At 50.8% G+C, this 21047-nt stretch carries 16 protein-coding genes; 10 read left to right on the top strand and 6 right to left on the bottom strand.

All coding sequences use genetic code 11. From position 1 onward, the window contains the following. Window positions 1–17: 17 nt before the first annotated feature. On the bottom strand, window positions 18–2582 hold the full coding sequence (locus tag A9165_RS02205) for a TonB-dependent siderophore receptor (RefSeq protein WP_065954760.1): 2565 nt from the start codon (window positions 2580–2582) through the stop codon (window positions 18–20). Between the two features lie 166 nt (window positions 2583–2748). On the opposite strand from A9165_RS02205, the gene A9165_RS02200 reads away from it, so the two are divergent. The 5 genes from A9165_RS02200 to A9165_RS02180 all read left to right on the top strand — a co-directional run bounded on the left by A9165_RS02200 (window position 2749) and on the right by A9165_RS02180 (window position 7210). Continuing rightward, the gene (locus A9165_RS02200) at window positions 2749–3333 is read left to right on the top strand and encodes a GNAT family N-acetyltransferase (RefSeq protein WP_255365621.1); all 585 of its coding nucleotides are present in this window, start codon (window positions 2749–2751) and stop codon (window positions 3331–3333) included. Beyond that, window positions 3333–4676: an FAD-binding oxidoreductase gene (locus tag A9165_RS02195; RefSeq protein ID WP_065954759.1), complete on the top strand. Its 1344-nt coding sequence runs from the start codon at window positions 3333–3335 to the stop codon at window positions 4674–4676. Before A9165_RS02200 ends, A9165_RS02195 begins: the two co-directional genes overlap by 1 nt. 42 nt (window positions 4677–4718) lie before the next feature. Next, window positions 4719–5360, top strand: coding sequence for a LysE family translocator (locus A9165_RS02190; protein ID WP_065954758.1), 642 nt, complete (start codon window positions 4719–4721; stop codon window positions 5358–5360). A 125-nt stretch (window positions 5361–5485) separates the two neighbouring features. Beyond that, a complete protein-coding gene (locus tag A9165_RS02185) occupies window positions 5486–6403 on the top strand; it encodes a rhodanese-related sulfurtransferase (protein WP_065954757.1) in 918 nt (305 codons plus the stop codon). Between the two features lie 237 nt (window positions 6404–6640). Then, complete coding sequence (locus tag A9165_RS02180; RefSeq protein ID WP_008949242.1) at window positions 6641–7210, top strand: YceI family protein; 570 nt, start codon at window positions 6641–6643, stop codon at window positions 7208–7210. 56 nt (window positions 7211–7266) lie between these two features. On the opposite strand, the gene A9165_RS02175 is transcribed toward A9165_RS02180, so the two are convergent. The 5 genes from A9165_RS02175 to ubiG all read right to left on the bottom strand — a co-directional run bounded on the left by A9165_RS02175 (window position 7267) and on the right by ubiG (window position 13136). Next, window positions 7267–8241 carry a tetratricopeptide repeat protein gene (locus A9165_RS02175; RefSeq protein ID WP_255365620.1) on the bottom strand — a complete coding sequence of 325 codons (975 nt, stop codon included), beginning with the start codon at window positions 8239–8241 and terminating at the stop codon, window positions 7267–7269. A gap of 65 nt (window positions 8242–8306) precedes the next feature. Then, window positions 8307–8564, bottom strand: coding sequence for a class I ribonucleotide reductase maintenance protein YfaE (gene yfaE / locus A9165_RS02170; protein ID WP_065954756.1), 258 nt, complete (start codon window positions 8562–8564; stop codon window positions 8307–8309). Between the two features lie 5 nt (window positions 8565–8569). After that, window positions 8570–9700 carry a class Ia ribonucleoside-diphosphate reductase subunit beta gene (gene nrdB, locus A9165_RS02165; RefSeq protein ID WP_065954755.1) on the bottom strand — a complete coding sequence of 377 codons (1131 nt, stop codon included), beginning with the start codon at window positions 9698–9700 and terminating at the stop codon, window positions 8570–8572. A gap of 69 nt (window positions 9701–9769) precedes the next feature. Then, window positions 9770–12055: a class 1a ribonucleoside-diphosphate reductase subunit alpha gene (gene nrdA / locus A9165_RS02160; RefSeq protein WP_065954754.1), complete on the bottom strand. Its 2286-nt coding sequence runs from the start codon at window positions 12053–12055 to the stop codon at window positions 9770–9772. Window positions 12056–12407: 352 nt separating this feature from the next. After that, entirely contained in the window at window positions 12408–13136 is a 729-nt protein-coding gene (gene ubiG, locus A9165_RS02155) for a bifunctional 2-polyprenyl-6-hydroxyphenol methylase/3-demethylubiquinol 3-O-methyltransferase UbiG (RefSeq protein ID WP_065954781.1), read from the bottom strand. Between the two features lie 188 nt (window positions 13137–13324). Here ubiG and gyrA point away from each other — a divergent pair, with 188 nt between their 5' ends. From gyrA to rpsA, 5 genes are all read left to right on the top strand, one after another. Then, window positions 13325–15955 (top strand): DNA topoisomerase (ATP-hydrolyzing) subunit A, encoded by a 2631-nt coding sequence (gene gyrA, locus A9165_RS02150; RefSeq protein WP_065954753.1) that lies wholly within the window; start codon window positions 13325–13327, stop codon window positions 15953–15955. Between the two features lie 105 nt (window positions 15956–16060). Beyond that, the gene (gene serC / locus A9165_RS02145; protein ID WP_065954752.1) at window positions 16061–17143 is read left to right on the top strand and encodes a 3-phosphoserine/phosphohydroxythreonine transaminase; all 1083 of its coding nucleotides are present in this window, start codon (window positions 16061–16063) and stop codon (window positions 17141–17143) included. Further along, entirely contained in the window at window positions 17140–18420 is a 1281-nt protein-coding gene (aroA, locus tag A9165_RS02140) for a 3-phosphoshikimate 1-carboxyvinyltransferase (RefSeq protein WP_065954751.1), read from the top strand. The genes serC and aroA overlap by 4 nt, the downstream gene beginning before the upstream one ends. Window positions 18421–18563: 143 nt before the next feature. Further along, the gene (gene cmk / locus A9165_RS02135; protein WP_065954750.1) at window positions 18564–19256 is read left to right on the top strand and encodes a (d)CMP kinase; all 693 of its coding nucleotides are present in this window, start codon (window positions 18564–18566) and stop codon (window positions 19254–19256) included. Between the two features lie 110 nt (window positions 19257–19366). Further along, window positions 19367–21046, top strand: coding sequence for a 30S ribosomal protein S1 (gene rpsA, locus A9165_RS02130; protein ID WP_008949235.1), 1680 nt, complete (start codon window positions 19367–19369; stop codon window positions 21044–21046). Window position 21047 lies beyond the last annotated feature (1 nt).

Genomic DNA, 21047 nt, shown 5'->3' with positions numbered 1-21047 from the left:
TGCTGCTGTGAGCCAGCTTAGAAGCGATAAACGCCTTTCAGGTAGTAATAACCGCCGTTAATACCCATTGGCGAAGTTTCAAAGTACTTGGCACCCAGAATGTCACTCATCCACTGCGGTAAACGTTCTGGTTTGGTATCAAACAGGTTTTGTGCACCGACGGCAACGGTGAAGCTATCATTCCAGTGATAGGCCAGCTCGACATCAAAGGTCACTTTGGATGAGCCCTTACCGGTTAAGTCTGGATCATCAGCATGCACACCCTGGAAACTGCCGTAGTAGTTAGAGCGCACAAACATGTCGATATCCTGCCACTGCTGATTCCAGGTCAGGGTTGCCCGGTGATCCGGTAAATCCTTCTCCAAGCGTGACACTTTGAAATCACCGGTAACCTCAGTAAAGCGTTTAACCTCGGTATCGGTCCAGTTATAGGCCAGACTAAAGGTACTACGGCCATTCAGAATACTGGTGCTGTAGTTGGCAACCAGATCTAAACCTGTAGTCACGGTGTCAAAGTCGTTGGTCAGGAACGTCACCTTCGACAGTGATTCCACACCACGTACTCCAGCCGCGCGCAACACGTCACGGTCAGTTTGGCTAACATCAAACTCAGTAGACTGGCTGATCCGATCATCGACTTCAATCCGGAACCAGTCAGCGGTAAAGAAGAAACCACTGCCACTGTATACCAGACCCAGGGTATAGCTGCGCGATTCTTCCGGTGTCAGCTCTTTACCACCTTTTAACAGCGATACCGGATGCGTAGGAGGCAGCAGGGCAACATCTTGCAGCTCACCTTCAAAGATTGCGGTACGAACGTTACGCACGTTAGCCTGACCAACAGTTGGTGCCCGGAAGCCAGTGCTGTGCGAGCCGCGCAATGCCCAGTCATCATTTAAGCGATACTGGCCGGTGATCTTGTAGTTAGTGGTAGTGCCAAAACTATCGTAATCTTCAAAACGCAGCGCGGCGGCCATCAACAGGTTGTCCGTAAACTCGGCTTCGACATCAACATAGGCCGCATAGTTACGACGAGTGTTCACGTCGGCATCGTCTGGTTGAAAGCCCGGGAAACCGTTAGAGCCGTTGGTTAATTGGCTGACATAAGGGCCGATTTCCCAAGAGGCGACTTCGCCGGCAACAATTTCAAAGGTCTCTTCAGTCCACTGTAAACCACCGGCTACCGCGACATCATTATGTAAGCCCATATTGACGTACTTAATAAAGTCGGCAGTAAAGTTCTTCTCTAACTGAATATATTTACCCGCTTCAAAGTCTGTTGGCGTATTTGGCCCCAAGGAAGCATTAACGGTATTGATAATATTGAAAGCGGATTCGTTACGACCGACTGAGGCCGAAAAGTCATAGAACACGCCCTGTGCAAAACCGGATTTAAATTCGCCCTTAGTCCCTGCGGTTAGCGAGGTATCGGTAATATTACCGCCAAAATTCGGGGTAAAGCCGCCTGGGAACATTGAGAAGAAGGTAAAGCAGTTTGCCGGTAGCGCATTGACCCGGGCGGTAATTTCATTGTGGTTCAGTTTGCGTGTGCCATCAAATAGCGAGACATTGCTACAATTACCTGCGCCGGTAGTATCAATCACTTCCAGTGTTTGACCACCGTCATTTGAGAATACGCCACCGCGGGTGTGCGGATTACGGTAATAGAAACCACCGGTCACATCACGCTCAGAGTAGTTACCAAAGATATAGGCTTCACGATCATTACCCAGATCCAGGCCGGCGTTGGCAAACAGCGTAATATCATCTTTGATCTTCGGCGAGCCCCAAACCTGGGTAATAGGGGCAATAAAGGGGTTGCCCTGAGCTGCCAGCGCGGCGGCATCAGCACGCTGGACGCTTCTACTGGTAGGGTCAACGTTCTTGTACTGCATACTGACGTTAAAGAAACCATTATCGGTCAGTGGCATGCCTACGTTGGCTGCGATTTCCGTCGAGGTACCATCGCCGGCAAAAAACTCACCTTGCTTTACCTCAATAGAACCGCCATCAGCGTTATCTTTTAGTACAAAGTTAATCACACCTGCGATTGCATCGGAGCCGTACTGGGCAGCGGCACCGTCTCGCAGCACTTCGACTTGTTTTAAGGCAATACCCGGGATCACCGAAATATCCGGCCCCTGAGCGCCATCATTCAGGCCGCCGCCTAAAAAGGTGATAACCGAAGCCCGGTGGCGACGTTTGCCATTTAATAACACCAAGGTACTGTCTGATGATAGTCCGCGCAGGTTGACCGGGCGGATCAGGGTGGCTGCATCACTGATCGGTGTGGTTTGCACGTTTAACGAAGGAATAGTGGTGGTCAGCATATTCAGCATATCGCTGCTACCACTTTTCATCAGTTCATCACCGCCGATAATATCAACCGGTACCGGTGAATCGGCAATCGATCGCGGTGCAGCGCGGGTACCGACCACGGCAATTTTTTCGACTTTTTGTTCTTCAGCTGCTGCTTCCTGAGCCAGAGCACTGGTAGAGTAGAGTCCCAATGCCAGCCCGGAGGCTAACGCGTATTTTACTGCCCGGCAGACCGGGCTATATTGGTTAGCTTTATTGGTCATGATTAGTTCCTGGATAATTGACAAAAGTTGCGGACGCTACGCTGTTATTTTTAATGGCGTCTTTTTAAACATATTTTAATATTGTGCCGCTGTCTATCTTATTTAAGCTGCATTTTGGCGCAACTGCAGGATTTTTAAACAGCAAAACCTTAAAGAGGAACAGCCTTTGCATACATTCAAGACTGTAGGTAAAGCGGAAATCCGGATTATACCCTTAACTGACATCGCAGCTCAGTCAGTGGTCGAGCTCGCAACCTTGGTGCATGGTCCGGGCTATTTGGATAGCGCTACGCTGAGGGAGTGGCAGAGTCTGGGGCAAAGCGCCGGCGTTAATGCCAACTTTATTGCGCTTGCTGACGAGCAGCTAGTCGGATACCGGCTCAGTTTTAGCGCCGGTAACTGGCGACAAGATGAGTGGTGTTCGCCAGCTCTGTGGCCGGTAGACGCCACAAAGCTGGCTTATTTTAAATCTGTGGCAGTACATCCGGCTTGGCAGGGGCTGGGTATTGGTCAACAGTTGTTGCAGCAGGCAATTGCTGCACTCAAACAGCAGGATGCGAAAGCCGGCCTGGCGCATTTATGGCGCGAAAGCCCGCATAACAGTGCCGTACGCTATTTTAGTAAAGCCGGTGGACGCTTATTAAAAGTCCACCCTAACCGCTGGCAGCATCTGTCCGCAGCAGGTTATCTTTGCCCGCGTTGTGGTGCGCTCTGTTACTGCAGTGCGGCCGAGATGGTACTGGAGTTTTAATGCCCGCTTTTTACGATCCTTATATCGCAACGTCTTTAGATAGCGGTAACCACTATGTCGATTCTTACTGGACCGCAGATACTTCGCTAGCAAGTCAGCCTCAGGCCTCAGCACTGCCAAAGCAGGCTGAGATCGTGGTGGTAGGAGCCGGTTATACCGGCCTTAGCTGTGCTTACGAGCTGAGTCAACGCTATCAGCGGCAGGTGGTGTTGCTGGAGGCGAATCAACCAGGTTGGGGCTGCAGCAGCCGTAACGCCGGTTTTGTACTGCGCGGTACCGGTCGATTGGGCCTCAGCCAGCTTAATGCCCGGTTTGGCTTGGAGCAGGCCCGGCTATTTCACCAGGAATATGGCTTAGCCTTGCAGCGGTTAAAAGACTTGGTCGTTGCCGGTAATATCGATTGTCAGGCGCAAACACCGGGGTATCTGAAAATTGCCCATACCGTGAAACAGGCGCAGTTACTGCAGCAACAAGCTGAGCGCTTACAGCGGGATTTTGCTTATGGGGTCAGTTTTCTGGATCAATCAGCTCTGCAAGCTTGTATTAATAGTCCGGGCGCCTTTGGCGCCTTACGACTACCGGATTGTTATGGTATTAATCCGTTTTTATTGCTGCAGGGGCTGGCAGGTTTAGCTGAGCGCAGCGGGGTAAAGTTATTTGCTAATACCTCACTGCAGGCGATTAACCACACTGGTGCTGGCTATCAACTGACTACCAGTGCCGGTTCACTGCACTGTGACAAATTGGTGCTGGCCACTAATGCCTATACACCTAAACATATTCTGCCTGAGCTTAACCGGGGCTGCCTGCCGGTGCTAAGTAGCATAATTGTGACCCGGCCCCTGACTGCCTCAGAGCTTTCGGCCTGTGGCCTGACGCCCGGCTTTATGGCGATGGATACCCGGGCCCTAAAATATTACTACCGGCTATTACCGGATAATAGAATCTTATTTGGTGGTCGCAGTGCGATCAGTGGCGCTGATTTGGCCAAGCCGCATTATCCGGCGCAGTTACGCCAAGCACTGTGGCAAACATTGCCGGCGCTGCAAGGTATCGATTATCAGTATCACTGGGCGGGTTGGGTTGGCGTCTCTTACGACGATCTGCCGCGTATTGCTCAAACTTCCGAGGGAATTTATTATGCTGCCGGCTATTGTGGCAGTGGCGTATCTTATAGCTTACTGGCCGGACAACGCCTGGCCGAAAAGCTGATGGGCGAAACCTTACCGCCATTGCCGCTGTATCAAAGCCCGCTGCAGCCCTTTCCGTTTACCCGCGGCCGCCGGTTGGCACAATATGCCTATTATCAGTGGGCCCAGTTTGCTGACCGCTTTTTAAGTTAGGCGTCACAAAGCTAGAACTTATAAAAATAAGGATTAAGCAGTATGCCAGCATTTTGGCCAGAGTTTTTGTTAATTGCCACCGCACATTTATTAGCGGTAGCCAGTCCAGGACCCGATTTTGCGATTATCCTGCGTTATGCCGTGCGCTACGGCCGGCAAACCGCCATTTGGGCTAGTCTGGGTATTGGTACCGCTATCCTGTTGCATATTACCTATTCGCTGGTTGGTATTGGCTTATTGATAAAAACCACACCCTGGTTATTTCAGGCGCTAACGGTGGTGGCAGCCGGTTACCTGATTTATCTGGGGCAGGGCGCGATTCGGGCCCGGCCGCCGGTTGGCATAGCAGGTGAAGAAGAGGCGATGCCTGATGTGCCGGCCCGGCGCGCCGCGTTTTTAGCCGGCTTTATTACCAATGGTTTGAATGTTAAAGCAACCTTATTCTTTTTGTCGCTGTTCGCGGTCGTCATTTCAGCCAGCACGCCGCTCAGTTATAAAGTGATCTATGGCCTCTATATGGCCGTTGCTACCGCGCTCTGGTTCTGTTTGTTATCCGTTTTGCTAACCCGACCAGCGGTGCGGCGCTTGTTGCTGGCGAAAGGTTATTGGTTTGATCGGTTAATGGGTATCGTACTGTTACTGCTGGCTGGCCATTTATTACTCAGTACCTTTTTACCGGCTTAACAAGCTGGCAGCACGAAAACAGCGGTTGGACAGCAGGCCGGATGTCGTTATAATGCGCGCCGCCCTTGTGGCGCTAACCATTAATTGCACTGGATTTGCGATCCAGCCTGGCAAGAGGATAAAAGATGTTTGTTGTAGCTGCCTTATATAAGTTTGTTGATTTACCGGATTATGAAGCTCTGCGCGAGCCGTTGTATAACCATATGGTGATGCATAAGGTGAAAGGCACCTTGCTGTTAGCCGCGGAAGGGATTAATGGCACTATTTCTGGCCCGCGCGAAGGGGTTGATGCGGTAAAAGCCTGGCTTGAGGCCGATGGGCGCTTTGTGGGGATGAGTTACAAAGAATCTTTCGCCGCGGAGCAGGCGTTTTATCGCACCAAGGTTAAACTGAAACGAGAAATCGTGACTATGGGTGTCGAAGGCCTGGATCCAAAGCATATCGTTGGCACCTATGTTAAAGGTGAAGAGTGGAATAAGCTGATTAGCGATCCTGACACTATTCTGATCGACACCCGTAACGACTATGAAGTGGCGATCGGCACTTTCGAGGGCGCGATTAACCCCAACACCACCAGTTTTCGAGAGTTCCCACAGTGGGCCGCCGAGAATCTGGATAAAACCAAACATAAAAAAGTGGCGATGTTCTGTACCGGTGGTATCCGCTGCGAAAAATCGACTGCCTTTTTAAAAACCCAGGGCTTTGAAGAGGTGTACCATCTGGATGGCGGTATCCTGAAGTATCTGGAAGAGATGCCGGAAGAAAACAGCAAATGGCATGGCGAATGCTTTGTGTTTGACCAGCGCGTGGCGGTAAAGCATGGATTGGAGCAGGGCAGTTATGACCAGTGCTATGCCTGCCGGATGCCGTTATCGGCTGCCGATCTGGCGTCTGAGCACTATGTCAAAGGCTTAAGCTGCCCGCATTGTCACGACAAAACCACGGACGAGCAAAAAGCAGCCTTCGCCGAGCGGCAAAAGCAGGTACAACTGGCGCAAGCGCGCGGCGAAAAACATATTCGCGACGGCAAATTCGAATCCTAAGCGAAACAGCCGTTATCCACAGCACTCCGGTACCAGTCTGAACTTATCCACAGCACTCCGGTACCGGTCTGACCAGCTTGTTAGCGCTAAAGCAACATCTTCTCGCCAATGCTGCTGCATAAAGCTGCAATAAATCTAATTAATCGAACATTACCTGCGTTTTAATGCAATTTTCTTTCGGGTTCTTTCAGGTAAGCTGGATAGCGTTTCGTAATGACTATCTCCCGGAGGAGCCTGATGAAAAAATTACTGTTAGCATCATCTTTAGCTGCATTAATGGCATTGCCGGCACAAGCCGCTGACTATGTGATTGACACTGAAGGCGCTCATGCCTTTATCCAGTTTAAAATTAGCCACTTAGGTTATAGCTGGCTATATGGCCGCTTTAATGACTTTAGCGGCGACTTTAGCTATGACAGCAATAATCTGGCCGCATCGAAAATCAATGTCACTATCGATACCACCAGTATTGATTCAAACCATACTGAGCGCGATCAACATTTACGCAGCGCTGATTTTCTAAACGTTGAAAAATTCCCGCAGTCCAGCTTTGTTAGCACCAAGGTCGTTCCCACCACCGGTGATAACTTTGAGCTGCATGGCAAGTTCACGTTAAATGGTGTAACCAAAGATATCGTGATTGCTGCCGAGAAAATTGGTGAAGGTCAGGATCCCTGGGGCGGTTATCGGGCAGGTTTTGCCGGCACCACCGCCTTTGCATTAAAAGACTTCGGCATCAACTATGACTTGGGCCCGGCCGCGGCAACTGTCTATCTGGAGCTGAGTGTCGAAGGGATCCGCAAGTAAGATGCTCAATTGCCGCAGTTTTGGCTGCGGCACGCCCTGCGGCCTATTTCTGAGGATTAACGCTGTTCCAGCTGCGCGGCTAACTGCGCTCTGGCTTCGATAAAGTCGGCTTCATCCAGCACCACCCTGGCAATTTGCTGATACAGCGCTCTGGCACGCACAATATCACCCTGAGCGAGGTATAACTGCGCTAAACGTAATCGGGCGCGCGGCAGACGGGGTTGCTGGCTATTATCATAGAATGACAGATAGCTTTCCAGCGCATGGATCCCCTCCAGCTGGTAGCGCTCGGTAAACACGGCCAGCCGCCCCAACTGGAAATGTACATTCTGCTGGCTTACCGGATCGCTAAGCAATGGCAACAGCTGTAAATAGGTTTGTTGTGCTACCAGAAAGGCGCTTTGCTGGGTTAAGACGGCACCTTTGCGTAGCAAGAGTTCAGTGTTATCCGGTGTCTGCAGTAACTGGGCATCAAGCAGCGCTTGCGCATCACTCAACCGGCCCTCAGCCACAGCAATACCAGCCCGGGCAAGGGTGCCCTGCACCGGATTTTTCGCAAATAACTGCTCGGCAAGTTCAGCTGCTAAAGGCTTGCTACCACCGGCAGTGGCAGGAGCGACCTGATAAAAGTTAATCAGCGCTTGCTGTGCCAGATAGTTTTCCGGATCCAGGCTGATGGCTTTTTGCAGCAGCTCAAGACCATCGGTTGCTCTTTTACGGGCGTTAAAGATATTGCCACTATTCGCCAACGCGATTTTGTTCAGTGCCGCCTGCGTCAGCAGGGCGCTGTGCTCTGGAAATTCTTCAATCAATTGATTTAACAGCGTATTGGCTTCTTCGCGGAACTGTTGCTGGATCAGCGAGCGTACCATCAGCAGCATCAGCTGCGGATCGCGCCGGGCAGCCGGATCTTGCTCCATACGTTGTAATAACTCGGTATAACGCGCCTGAGCAAATAAAGACTGATAATCGCTGTTGGCGAGTGCCGGCAGCGGTAGCGTTAACATCAACGACAGAACAAGAGCTTTCATCAACAACCGTCTAAAGCAGCCAAAATCCGGCGCTAATTTTGCTTTAACTTAAGCAAAAATACCATTTATTTCGGAATTTCCAGCTCGATATCGGTCTGTGGAATACTGCAACATGGCAAGAATTCGCCACGGCGGACAAAGGCCAGCGGCTCTTGCAGGTAGCTAACTTGTCCGCTTAACAGTTTACAGCGACAGGCGCCGCAAAAACCCTCGCGGCACTGGTAGTTAACGGCCTGCTGTTGTTGCTCCAGAAACTGTAGCAGGTTAGGCGAGGAGCCATCGAAGTTGACGACGACCTCGCCATTAATGCGGACCTGCGGCATCGGCGTTACAGATCAAAATCACCAAAGTCGGCGGTATCGACTTCGTTATCAATCTGACCTACCAAATAGGAGCTGATCTCCGATTCCTGCGGTGCCACTTGCACATTGTCAGATACCAGCCAGGTATTGATCCACGGAATGGGGTTTTGGGTGGTAGCAAAGCGTGGCTTTAAGCCGACAGCCTGCATTCGACTATTGGTAATAAACTCGACATACTGACACAGAATATCTTTGTTCAAGCCAATCATCGAACCATCTTTAAACAGATAGGCTGCCCAGTCCTTTTCCTGCTCCGCCGCGCGCATAAAGATGGCGTAAGATTCCTCTTCGCACTCTTTGGCAATCTGCGCCATTTCCGGATCATCATCACCGCTGGCCAGAATATTCAGCATATGCTGAGTGCCGGTGAGGTGCAGCGCTTCATCGCGGGCAATCAGCCGGATAATTTTGGCATTCCCTTCCATCAGCTCTCGTTCGGCAAAAGCAAAACTGCAGGCAAAGCTGACATAAAAGCGGATCGCTTCTAACACGTTTACCGACATCAAGCACAGGTAAAGCCGCTTTTTCAGATCACGCAAGGTGATCTGCTCAGTGTTGCCGTTAATTTGGTGAGTGCCTTCACCACAGCGCTGATACAGATTAATGCCATCAATCAGATCGTCATAGTAACGGGTCACATCAACTGCCCGCTCTAAAATCCGCTCGTTCAGCATAATATCGTCGAAGATCTTATGCGGCTCGGCACTGATATTACGAATAATATGGGTATAGCTGCGGCTGTGAATGGTTTCACTAAAGGCCCAGGTTTCAATCCAGGTTTCCAGCTCCGGAATAGACACTATTGGCAACAGTGCGACGTTAGGCGAGCGGCCCTGTACCGAGTCCAGCAGCGTCTGGTATTTCAGATTGCTGATAAAGATATGTTTTTCATGCTCAGGTAATTGCTGGAAATCAATCCGATCTTTACTGACGTCAATTTCTTCCGGCCGCCAGAAAAAGCTCAGCTGCTTTTCGATCAGCTTTTCAAAAATCGGATACTTTTGCTGGTCATAACGGGAAACGTTTACGGCATTACCAAAGAACATCGGTTCCTTGAGCTGGTCATTGATATTGCGGTTAAAGGTGGTGTACGCCATGCTGATTTTAATCCTGAGAATCTGACAAAAACTTACTAAAAAAGAGCGGCCGGGCCGCTCTTCACTGCATTAGATCTTACAGGCGCCACCGGCGCAGCCGTCGTCTTCTGCTGCGGGCTTGATATCATCCTGGATATCTGAAGCACCATCACGGGTGTTGTGATAATACATTGTCTTCACACCCAGCTTATAAGCGGTAAGCAGATCTTTCAGCAGGATCTTCATCGGTACTTTACCGCCTTCGAACTTGGCCGGATCATAGTTGGTGTTAGCCGAAATGGTCTGGTCGATAAATTTCTGCATAATGGCCACCAGCGTCAGATAACCATCATTGGATGGAATATCCCACAGCAGCTCGTACTGATCTTTTAAGCGCTCATACTCTGGCACAACCTGCTTTAAGATACCGTCTTTACTGGCCTTGACGCTGATATGGCCACGCGGCGGCTCGATACCATTAGTCGCATTCGAGATCTGCGATGAGGTCTCAGATGGCATCAGGGCCGACAACGTTGAGTTACGCAGGCCATACTGCTGAATATCTTTACGCAGCTGCTCCCAATCCAGTTGTAAGGCTTCAGCACAAACCTTATCCAGATCCTTTTTATAGGTATCAATCGGCAGAATACCCTGCGCATAAGTGGTCTCGTTAAACTTCGGACAAGGGCCTTGCTCCTGCGCCAGTTTCACCGAGGCTTTGAGCAGATAATACTGCATTGCTTCGAAGGTGCGGTGGGTCAGGGCATTGGCCGAGCCGTCCGAGTATTTCACGCCATTTTTCGCCAGGTAGTAGGCATAGTTAATGACACCAATGCCCAGGGTACGGCGCGCCATGGAGCCGGATTGTGCGGCCGGAATAGGGTAGTCCTGATAATCCAGCAGACTATCCAGTGCCCGCACCGCTAAATCCGCCAGCGGTTCAAACTCGTCCAGCTGTTCAATGGCGCCGAGGTTAAAGGCTGACAGTGTACAGAGCGCGATCTCACCGTTTGGATCGTTAACATGCTCCAGCGGCTTGGTCGGCAGCGCAATTTCCAGACACAGGTTGCTTTGCCGTACCGGTGCCAGCGCCGGGTTAAACGGGCTGTGCGTATTGCAGTGATCGACGTTTTGCAGGTAAATGCGGCCGGTACTGGCGCGCTCCTGCATAAATAAGGTAAAGAGTTCGACTGCCTTAATGCGCTTTTTACGGATCTTGCTGTCAGCTTCATACTTAACATATAAGGCTTCAAACTTTTCCTGATCTTCAAAGAAAGCATCATACAGCCCCGGCACATCAGACGGGCTGAATAAGGTGATATAGTCATCTTTAATCAGGCGCTGATACATCAGGCGGTTAAACTGCACGCCATAGTCCAGATGCCGTACCCGGTTCTCTTCGACACCACGGTTATTTTTCAGTACCAGCAGCGATTCCACTTCCAGATGCCATAAGGGGTAGAACAGGGTGGCGGCACCACCACGCACACCGCCTTGCGAGCAGCTTTTTACTGCGGTCTGGAAATGCTTATAAAACGGGATACAACCAGTATGGAAGGCTTCGCCATTACGGATTGGGCTACCCAGAGCACGAATACGGCCAGCGTTAATACCAATACCGGCGCGCTGCGAGACGTATTTTACAATGGCACTGGAGGTGGCATTGATAGAATCCAGGCTATCACCGCACTCAATCAGTACGCAGGAGCTGAACTGACGGGTCGGGGTACGCACGCCCGACATAATAGGTGTCGGCAGTGAAATCTTAAACAGCGACGTCGCATCATAGAAGCGGCGTACATAGTCCAACCGCGTGCCCTTCGGGTAATTGGCAAATAAACAGGCGGCAACCAGCATATAGAGGAACTGGGCGCTTTCATAAATCTCACCGGTTACCCGGTTTTGTACCAGATATTTACCTTCAAGCTGTTTGACCGCAGCATAACTGAAATTCAGATCGCGGCTATGGTCGATATAGCTATTCAGAATATCCAGCTCTTCGCGGCTGTAGTCGGTCAGGATATGCATATCGTAGCGCTTGGCTTCGACCATCTTCACAACCTGATCGTACAGGTGGGGTGGTTCGAATTGACCATAGGCTTTTTTGCGTAAATGGAATACTGCCAGCCGGGCCGCCATATACTGGTAATCCGGGGTCTCTTTTGAGATCAGGTCGGCAGCGGCCTTGATAATGGTTTCATGAATATCGGACGACTTGATGCCATCGTAGAACTGAATATGGGATTTCAGTTCCACCTGCGACACCGACACGTTTTTTAACCCCTCGGCCGCCCAGTCAATGACGCGGTGAATTTTATCTAAATCCAGAGGTTCGCGCCGACCATCGCGCTTAGTCACAAAAAGAGTTTGAGTCATCGCTGAAGTATTCCATTTCTTTTAATAATAAATGAATCGGGTTTAGCGCACGGCTATCAATACACCCGGGTTGCTGACGATTTACACAACATATGGGTGTATTTCAAAAGACGATCACAAGATAGTGTGTATTGTTGGAATTTGCAAGCGAGGAAAAAGCGGCTTTTTTGTGCAGTTTTTTTGCCGGTTAGCAGCCACTAACCTTGAGCTCAGTGTGCCCGGATGCACCGGTCAGAGGCAAGCTTTTTTATAGATTTTTTTGCTTGGATTTATTTGTTCTATAAAGCGTCATTTTTAGTTTAAGCGGTTATTTAGCAGCCAGGGCGTATTACGGCACCCAGCTGCTTAACCATCAGACTGGTTTACGCGCCACCACAAAGTAGTTTACGTCCAAACCGGCACCAAGCTTAAAGCTGTTATTGAGCGGGTTAAAATGCAGGCCAGTGGCATCCACTAATTCCAAACCGGCGTCTTCGATATAGCGCATCAGTACTGAGGGGCGGATAAACTTATCAAACTGATGGGTACCGCGCGGCACCAGCTTTAACAGATACTCAGCGCCGACTATGGCAAACAGGTACGCCTTGGCGGTTTTGTTAATGGTCGAGAACACCAGAGTAGCACCGGGTGCGGCCAGTTCGGCGCAGGCGCGCACCACCGATGCCGGATCCGGCACATGTTCCAGCATTTCCATACAGGTCACCAGTTCAAATTCGCCGGCGTGGCGCTGCGCAAAATCTTCCGCAGTGCTTTGCTGATAATCAATATTCGCTCCGGCTTCCAAGGCATGCAGGCGGGCGACATTGAGGCCATCCGGCGCCATATCAATACCAGTTACCTTTGCGCCGGCGCGCGCCATACTCTCGGCCAGGATGCCACCGCCACAGCCGACGTCGAGAGTGTTGCGGCCAAACAGACCACCGAGTTGATCACTGATATAACCTAAGCGGGTCGGATTTAATAAATGTAGTGGTTTAAACTCACCTTCCGGATCCCACCAACGGGCAGCAATCTCATTAAACTTACTGATTTCATTCTGATCGACGTTACTGTTTTTATCGAAGTTATCGGGGCTGTTCATAGTCACTACCTGATTGTTTTCGCGCATTATAAAGCCTTAGCCGGTGCTGGCAACGGCGGCAATTCGAGCAGGCGGTGCAAACAGGCATGGCAAGGTAATATTTCTGTGATAGAATCCGGCGTTGTCTCGCGCTAAACAAAGGCAAGAAAAGCGAGTTATCTATCTGATTTAAGGGAAAATAACGTTTTATGACAGATCTGGCCAGAGAAATAGTTCCAATAAATATCGAAGAGGAATTAAAAAATTCCTACCTCGATTATGCCATGAGCGTAATCGTTGGCCGGGCCTTACCCGATGTCAGGGATGGTCTGAAGCCAGTGCACCGCCGCGTGTTGTTTGCCATGAAGGAACTGGGTAACGACTGGAACAAGGCCTACAAAAAATCCGCCCGTGTCGTCGGTGACGTTATCGGTAAATACCACCCTCATGGTGACAGTGCGGTATACGATACTATCGTGCGGATGGCTCAGCCATTTTCGCTGCGGTATATGCTGGTGGACGGTCAGGGTAACTTTGGTTCGATTGACGGCGACTCTGCCGCTGCCATGCGTTACACCGAAGTCAGAATGGCCCGCATTGCCCATGAGCTGTTAGCCGATCTGGACAAAGAAACCGTTGATTTTGTGCCCAACTATGACGGCACAGAGCAAATTCCTGCTGTATTACCGACCAAGGTACCGAACCTGCTGATTAACGGCTCATCCGGTATTGCCGTAGGTATGGCGACGAATATTCCGCCGCATAACCTGAATGAAATTATTGATGGTTGTCTGGCGTTAATTGCCAATCCGGATATCGAACTGCATGAACTGATGCAACATATTCCGGGCCCGGATTTCCCGACTGCAGCCATTATCAATGGTCGTAAGGGTATTGAAGAAGCCTACCGCACCGGCCGTGGCAAGGTGTATATCCGCGCCAAAACCACGTTGGAAACCGACGAAAAAACCGGTCGCGAAGCCATTATCGTTAATGAAATTCCGTACCAGGTAAATAAAGCGCGGCTGATTGAAAAAATTGCCGAGCTGGTAAAAGAAAAACGCATTGAAGGTATCTCAGCGTTACGTGATGAGTCTGATAAAGACGGCATGCGGATTGTAATTGAGCTAAAACGCGGCGAATCCTCAGACGTGATGCTGAACCAGTTATATGCCAATACCCAGATGCAAACGGTATTTGGTATCAATATGGTGGCGCTGGCCGATGGTCAGCCGAAGCTGCTCGGCCTGAAAGCGATGCTGGAATACTTTATTCTGCATCGGCGCGAAGTGGTGACCCGCCGTACGGTATTTGACCTGCGTAAAGCCCGCGAACGCGCCCATATCTTAGAGGGTTTAGCTGTTGCGCTGGCCAATATCGATGCCATTATCGAACTAATTAAAACCTCAGCCAGCCCGGCAGACGCCAAAGCCGGCTTAGTTGAGCGCGGCTGGGAGCTGGGTGGCGTCAGCGCCATGCTGGAACGTGCCGGTCAGGACGCAGCGCGTCCGGAATGGCTGGAAGCACATTTTGGCATTCGCGACGGCCAGTACTTCCTGACGGAACAACAAGCCCAGGCCATCCTCGACTTACGTCTGCACAAATTAACTGGCCTCGAACATGAAAAGATCCTGGCCGAGTATAAAGAGCTGCTGGACCTGATTGCTGAGTTGCTGCACATCCTGTCAAGCCCGGAGCGGCTAATGGAAGTGATCTGCGAAGAGCTGGCTGCGGCCAAAGCCCAATACGGCGATGCCCGGCGCACCGAAATCCAGGACAATATGCTGGATATCAACTTAGAAGATTTGATAACCGAAGAAGATGTGGTGGTAACCTTATCGCACCTGGGTTATGCCAAATATCAGCCGCTGTCTGATTATGAAGCGCAGCGCCGTGGTGGCCGTGGTAAAGCCGCGACTACCGTAAAAGATGAAGATTTCGTCGATAAGCTGCTGGTTGCCAGCACCCACGATACCATTCTGTGTTTCTCGAACCGCGGCCGTTTATACTGGCTGAAGGTGTATCAGTTACCGCTGGCCAGCCGCACCGCACGTGGCAAACCTATCGTCAATATTCTGCCATTGGAAGAGGGCGAGCGCATTAACGCCATCCTGCCGGTACGCGAATATGAGGAAGGTAAGTACGTCTTTATGGCCACCGCCAACGGTACCGTGAAGAAAACCGCCTTGACCGAATACTCGCGGCCTCGCAGCAACGGTATTATTGCGGTGAATCTGAATGAAGGCGATAAGCTTATTGACGTTGGTATTACCGATGGCAGCAATGAGATTATGTTGTTCTCGGATGATGGCAAGGTTGTTCGCTTTGCCGAAGACGAAGTACGGCCAATGGGTCGTGGCGCCACCGGTGTACGCGGTATCCGCTTACGCGAGGGCGGCAGCGTGGTGTCACTGATTATTCCTCAGGGCGAAGGCGCTATTCTGACTGTAACCGAAAACGGCTATGGGAAACGTACTGCGCTGACCGAATATCCGACCAAGAGCCGCGCTACCCAGGGTGTGGTCTCGATCAAGGTTTCTGAGCGTAACGGCCTGGTGGTCGGTGCGGTGCAGGTCGCAGAAAGTGACGAGATCATGATGATTTCAGACAAAGGTACGCTAGTACGCACCCGGGTACGTGAAGTATCAGAAGTGGGTCGCAACACCCAGGGCGTGATCCTGATCCGTACCCAGGAAGGCGAAAAAGTCTCGGGTGTGGAGCGAATTGCTGAAATTCAGGAAGAGCAGGTCACAGCGCTGGCTGATGCCGAAGCTGTAGTCCGTACGCCGGAGGTGCAGGACAGCCAACTGGCGCAGGATGACGCCGGCGAAGAAGAATAATACTGTTTAGAAAACGGGCGCTTTGGCGCTCGTTTTCTTTTAGGCAGAACAAGAAAGAACAACTAAGGCCAGTTTTAAATTACGCAACGAAAGTGAGAGCTAACCATGACAACCTATAATTTTTGCGCTGGCCCGGCGATGCTGCCTGTTGAAGTAATGGCGCAAGCCCAGCAGGAATTTGTGAACTGGCAAGGCCAGGGCTGCTCGGTAATGGAGCTGAGCCATCGCAGTAAGCCTTTTATTAAAGTCGCCGCTGAAGCGGAACAAGACCTGCGCGATTTACTGGCGATCCCCGCCAACTACAAGGTCTTGTTTATGCACGGTGGTGGCCGTGGCCAGTTTTCTGCCGTGCCGCTTAATTTGTTAAAGAGCGGTCAAAGTGCCGACTATTTTGTCTCGGGTGCCTGGTCATCCGCAGCGGTCGAAGAAGGGACTAAGTTTGGTCAAGTTAGAGCGCAGGATATCCGCGTTAAGAACGCCGATGGCAACCGCAGTTTGCTAAGCCCAGCAGATTGGCAGATTAACTCAGGTGCGGCCTATGCGCACTTTTGCCCGAACGAAACCGTCGATGGCCTCGAGTTTTCGACCTTACCGCAAACCACAGTGCCGTTAGTTGCAGATCTGTCATCGACCATTTTATCGCGGCCACTGGATGTCAGCCGCTACGGCGTGATTTATGCCGGCGCGCAAAAGAATATCGGCCCCTCAGGCCTGACCGTTGCCATAGTACGCGAAGATTTGTTGCCTGCACCCAACAGCGCCATTCCGGCGGTGCTGGATTACCGCCTCGCCGCTGAAAATGACAGCATGTTTAACACGCCACCGACCTATGCCTGGTATCTGGCTGGTTTAGTGTTTAAATGGTTAAAAGCTCAGGGCGGTGTGGCAGCCATGGCTAAGTTAAATCAGCAAAAAGCCCAGACGCTGTATCAGTTTATCGATCAAAGTGATTTTTACCGCAACGACGTTGATACGACATATCGTTCCTGGATGAATGTGCCGTTTTTCCTGGCCGATGAACGCTTAAACGATTTGTTCGTAACCGAAGCCGAGCAACATGGTTTGCTGGCGTTAAAGGGGCACCGCATGGTCGGCGGTATGCGCGCCAGTATTTATAATGCGATGCCGTTGGTGGGCGTACAAACGCTGGTCAGTTTTATGCAGGAGTTTGAGAGGGTGCACGGATGAAAACCCTAACCCTGCAACCTATCGCCAAAGTGGCCGGTGAAGTGCATTTACCCGGTTCGAAAAGTATTTCTAACCGGGTTCTGCTGTTAGCGGCACTGGCCGAAGGCACGACCCGCATCACCAACTTGCTCGACAGCGATGATGTTAAGCATATGCTGAACGCCTTAACGACGCTCGGCGTCAGTTATAAGTTATCAGCTTGTCGTACCGAATGCGAAGTACATGGTCTGGGTGGTTTGTTTCATCATCCGCATGCGCTGACGTTATTTTTAGGTAACGCCGGCACCGCGATGCGACCGTTAACCGCGGCCCTGGCTGCGTCTAATGTTGATGTGACGCTAACTGGCGAGCCACGGATGTATGAGCGGCCGATCGGCCATCTGGTCGACGCACTGCGCCAACTTGACGCCGATATTCAGTATCTGGAGCAGGATGGTTTTCCGCCACTGCGGATCAAAGGCAAACCCCTTAGCGCCGGTACGATGCGGATTAATGGCAGTATCTCCAGCCAGTTTTTAACGGCTGTGCTGATGGTAGCACCACTGCTGAACAGCGATAGCGAGATCCTGATTGACGGTGAGCTGGTCTCTAAACCCTATATTGATATCACGCTGGCATTGATGGCACGCTTTGGCGTCACGGTTGAAAATCAGCAATATCAGCGTTTCCTGGTAACGGGTAACCAGCGTTACCGCTCTCCGGGCTACTGGCTGGTTGAGGGAGATGCGTCATCGGCGTCTTACTTTTTGGCCGCCGCAGCGATTAAAGGCGGTACCATTAAAGTCACCGGCATTGGTAAAGAAGCGGTGCAGGGCGATATTCACTTTGCCGATGCGCTGGAAGCTATGGGCGCCACAGTGGAATGGGCCAGTGACTATATCGCCGTTACCCGTAACCAGCTAACTGGTATTGACCGTGATTATAACGCCATTCCGGATGCTGCGATGACCATTGCCACCACGGCGCTGTTTGCCAAAGGGCCGACGGTGATCCGCAATGTTTATAACTGGCGGGTTAAAGAAACCGATCGGCTGGCAGCGATGGCAACAGAGCTAAGAAAAGTTGGTGCCGAGGTAGAAGAAGGCGAAGATTATCTGAGAATCACGCCACCGGCACAGCTAAAGCATGCCAGCATTGCCACCTATAATGACCATCGGATGGCGATGTGCTTCTCTCTGGTCGCGTTAAGCGATACACCGGTGACCATTGAAGATCCGGATTGTACCGCTAAAACTTTCCCGCAATACTTTGAGGTATTCCGGCGCCTGAGCCAGTAAAACCGGCTCTCTCAGTCAAAACGCGTAACCAAGCCGGCTACGCGTTTTCTTTTGTCCATGGCAGTTAAACACAGCTTTTGTCATAAAAAGCTGTATAATGTGCGCCGTTTTCAATAGCTATTAATCTGTTTTCTGGGGGTAGGATGCCACTTAATGCACCTGTTATTACTATCGATGGCCCTGGTGGCGCGGGTAAAGGTACGATCAGCCGTTTAGTTGCGCAGCTACTGGGATGGCAGTTACTTGACAGCGGCGCCATATACCGGGTGTTAGCACTGGCGGCGATGCATCATCAGATTGATGCCGTTGACGAAGCTGCGTTGCAACCGCTGGCCGCGCACCTGGACGTGCAGTTTGCCAGTGACGAAGCCGGTAATACCCTGGTGATCCTGGAAGGTGAAAATGTTAGCCACAGTATCCGTACGCAGGAAGTGGCTGAAATGGCATCAAAAATTGCGTCCTTACCCACAGTGCGTGAAGCACTGCTGCGTCGCCAGCGCGCCTTTGCCGAACAACCGGGTTTAGTCGCCGATGGCCGTGATATGGGTACAGTCGTATTCCCACAGGCTGAAGTTAAAATCTTTTTAACCGCCACCGCGCAAGAGCGCGCCAACCGGCGCTTTTTAGAGTTGAAACAAAAGGGTTTTGATGTTAATATCGGCGACCTTTTAAGCGAAATCCAGGCCCGAGACGATCGGGATACCAATCGCGCGACGGCACCGCTAAAACCGGCTGCGGACGCCTATATGCTGGATTCGACCGGTAAAACCATTGAACAAGTGCTGCAAGAGGTGCTGCAGGTGGTGCAAGGCAAATTGCCTGTGCACAACCGGTGAACCAGGCCGAAGCTGCATGTTGGACAGCCAGTAACACGGATGCTTACTGGTAAATTTAGCAACCCCATAACACAAGATGTGAAGTGGAGCACTTAACCGAAAAAGTGACTATGACTGAAAATTTTGCTTTATTATTTGAGGAAAGCCTCAAAGCCATCGAAACCCGCCCAGGTGCCATCGTTAAAGGTACTGTTGTTGCTGTTCTGAAAGACGTCGTTATGGTTGACGCCGGTCTGAAATCAGAAGCAGCCATTCCGGTTGAGCAGTTCAAATCTCTGAGCGGCGAAATCGAAGTGAACGTGGGTGACATCATCGACGTAGCCTTAGACGCTATCGAAGATGGTTTCGGTGAAACCTTACTGTCTCGCGAGAAAGCTAAGCGTCATGAAGCCTGGGTTCGCCTGGAAAAAGCTTGTGAAGACAAAGAAACTGTTATCGGTGTTATCACTGGTAAAGTTAAAGGTGGCTTCACGGTTGAAGTTGACGGCATCCGCGCTTTTCTGCCTGGTTCATTAGTAGACGTACGTCCGGTACGTGATACAGCACACTTAGAGCACAAAGAGCTGGAATTCAAAGTTATCAAGCTGGATCAGAAGCGTAACAACGTGGTGGTATCACGTCGTGCCGTGATCGAATCTGAGAGCAGCCAGGAACGTGACCAGCTGTTAGAAAACTTAGAAGAAGGCATGGAAGTTAAGGGTATCGTTAAGAACCTGACTGACTACGGTGCTTTCGTAGACTTAGGCGGCGTAGACGGCTTACTGCATATCACTGATATGGCGTGGAAGCGCGTTAAGCACCCAAGCGAAATCGTTAACGTTGGCGACGAAATTCCAGTTAAAGTACTGAAGTTCGACCGTGATAAGCAACGCGTATCTTTAGGCCTGAAGCAAATGGGCGAAGATCCGTGGGCAGCTATCGCTTCACGTTACCCAGAAGGCGCGAAAATTTCTGGTCGCGTCACTAACCTGACTGATTACGGCTGCTTCGTAGAAATCGAAGAAGGCGTAGAAGGCTTAGTACACGTATCTGAAATGGACTGGACCAACAAGAACATCCACCCATCTAAGGTTGTTAACCTGGGTGATGCAGTGGAAGTTATGGTTCTGGAAATCGACGAAGAACGTCGTCGTATTTCTTTAGGTCTGAAACAGTGTAAAGCTAACCCATGGGAAGAGTTCGCTAAGGGCTTCAACAAGGGCGATCGCGTAAGCGGTAAGATCAAGTCTATCACTGACTTCGGTATCTTCATCGGTCTGGACGGCGGCATCGACGGTCTGGTTCACTTATCTGACATCAGCTGGAACTCTACCGGCGAAGATGCAGTTCGTGAATTCAAGAAAGGCGACGAAGTACACGCTGTTGTACTGCAAGTTGACCCAGAGCGTGAGCGTATCTCTTTAGGTATCAAACAACTGGACGAAGATCCGTTCAATGATTACCTTGCTGACAACAAAAAAGGTGCTATCGTTAAAGGTGAAGTTTCAGCCGTTGACGCTAAAGGCGCTACTGTGATGTTAGAAGGTGGTGTTGAAGGTTACGTTCGCGTGTCTGATATTTCACGTGATCGCGTTGAAGACGCTACTACAGCGCTGAAAGTTGGCGAAGCCATTGAAGCCCGTCTGATGGGCGTGGATCGTAAGAACCGCGTAATCAGCCTGTCTATCAAAGCCAAGTTTGAAGCTGAAGAAAAAGAAGCTATGGATAACATCAACAGCAAGCAACAAGATGCTGACTTTGGTGTAAACGCTATGGCTGAAGCATTTAAAGCTGCTCAAAAGCAGGACTAAA

This window comes from Alishewanella sp. HH-ZS (genome assembly GCF_001704375.1).
Classification (GTDB): Bacteria; Pseudomonadota; Gammaproteobacteria; order Enterobacterales; family Alteromonadaceae; genus Alishewanella; species Alishewanella aestuarii.
The sequence above is the reverse complement of the archived record's forward strand: the minus strand, read 5'-3'. Positions and strand labels throughout refer to the sequence as shown.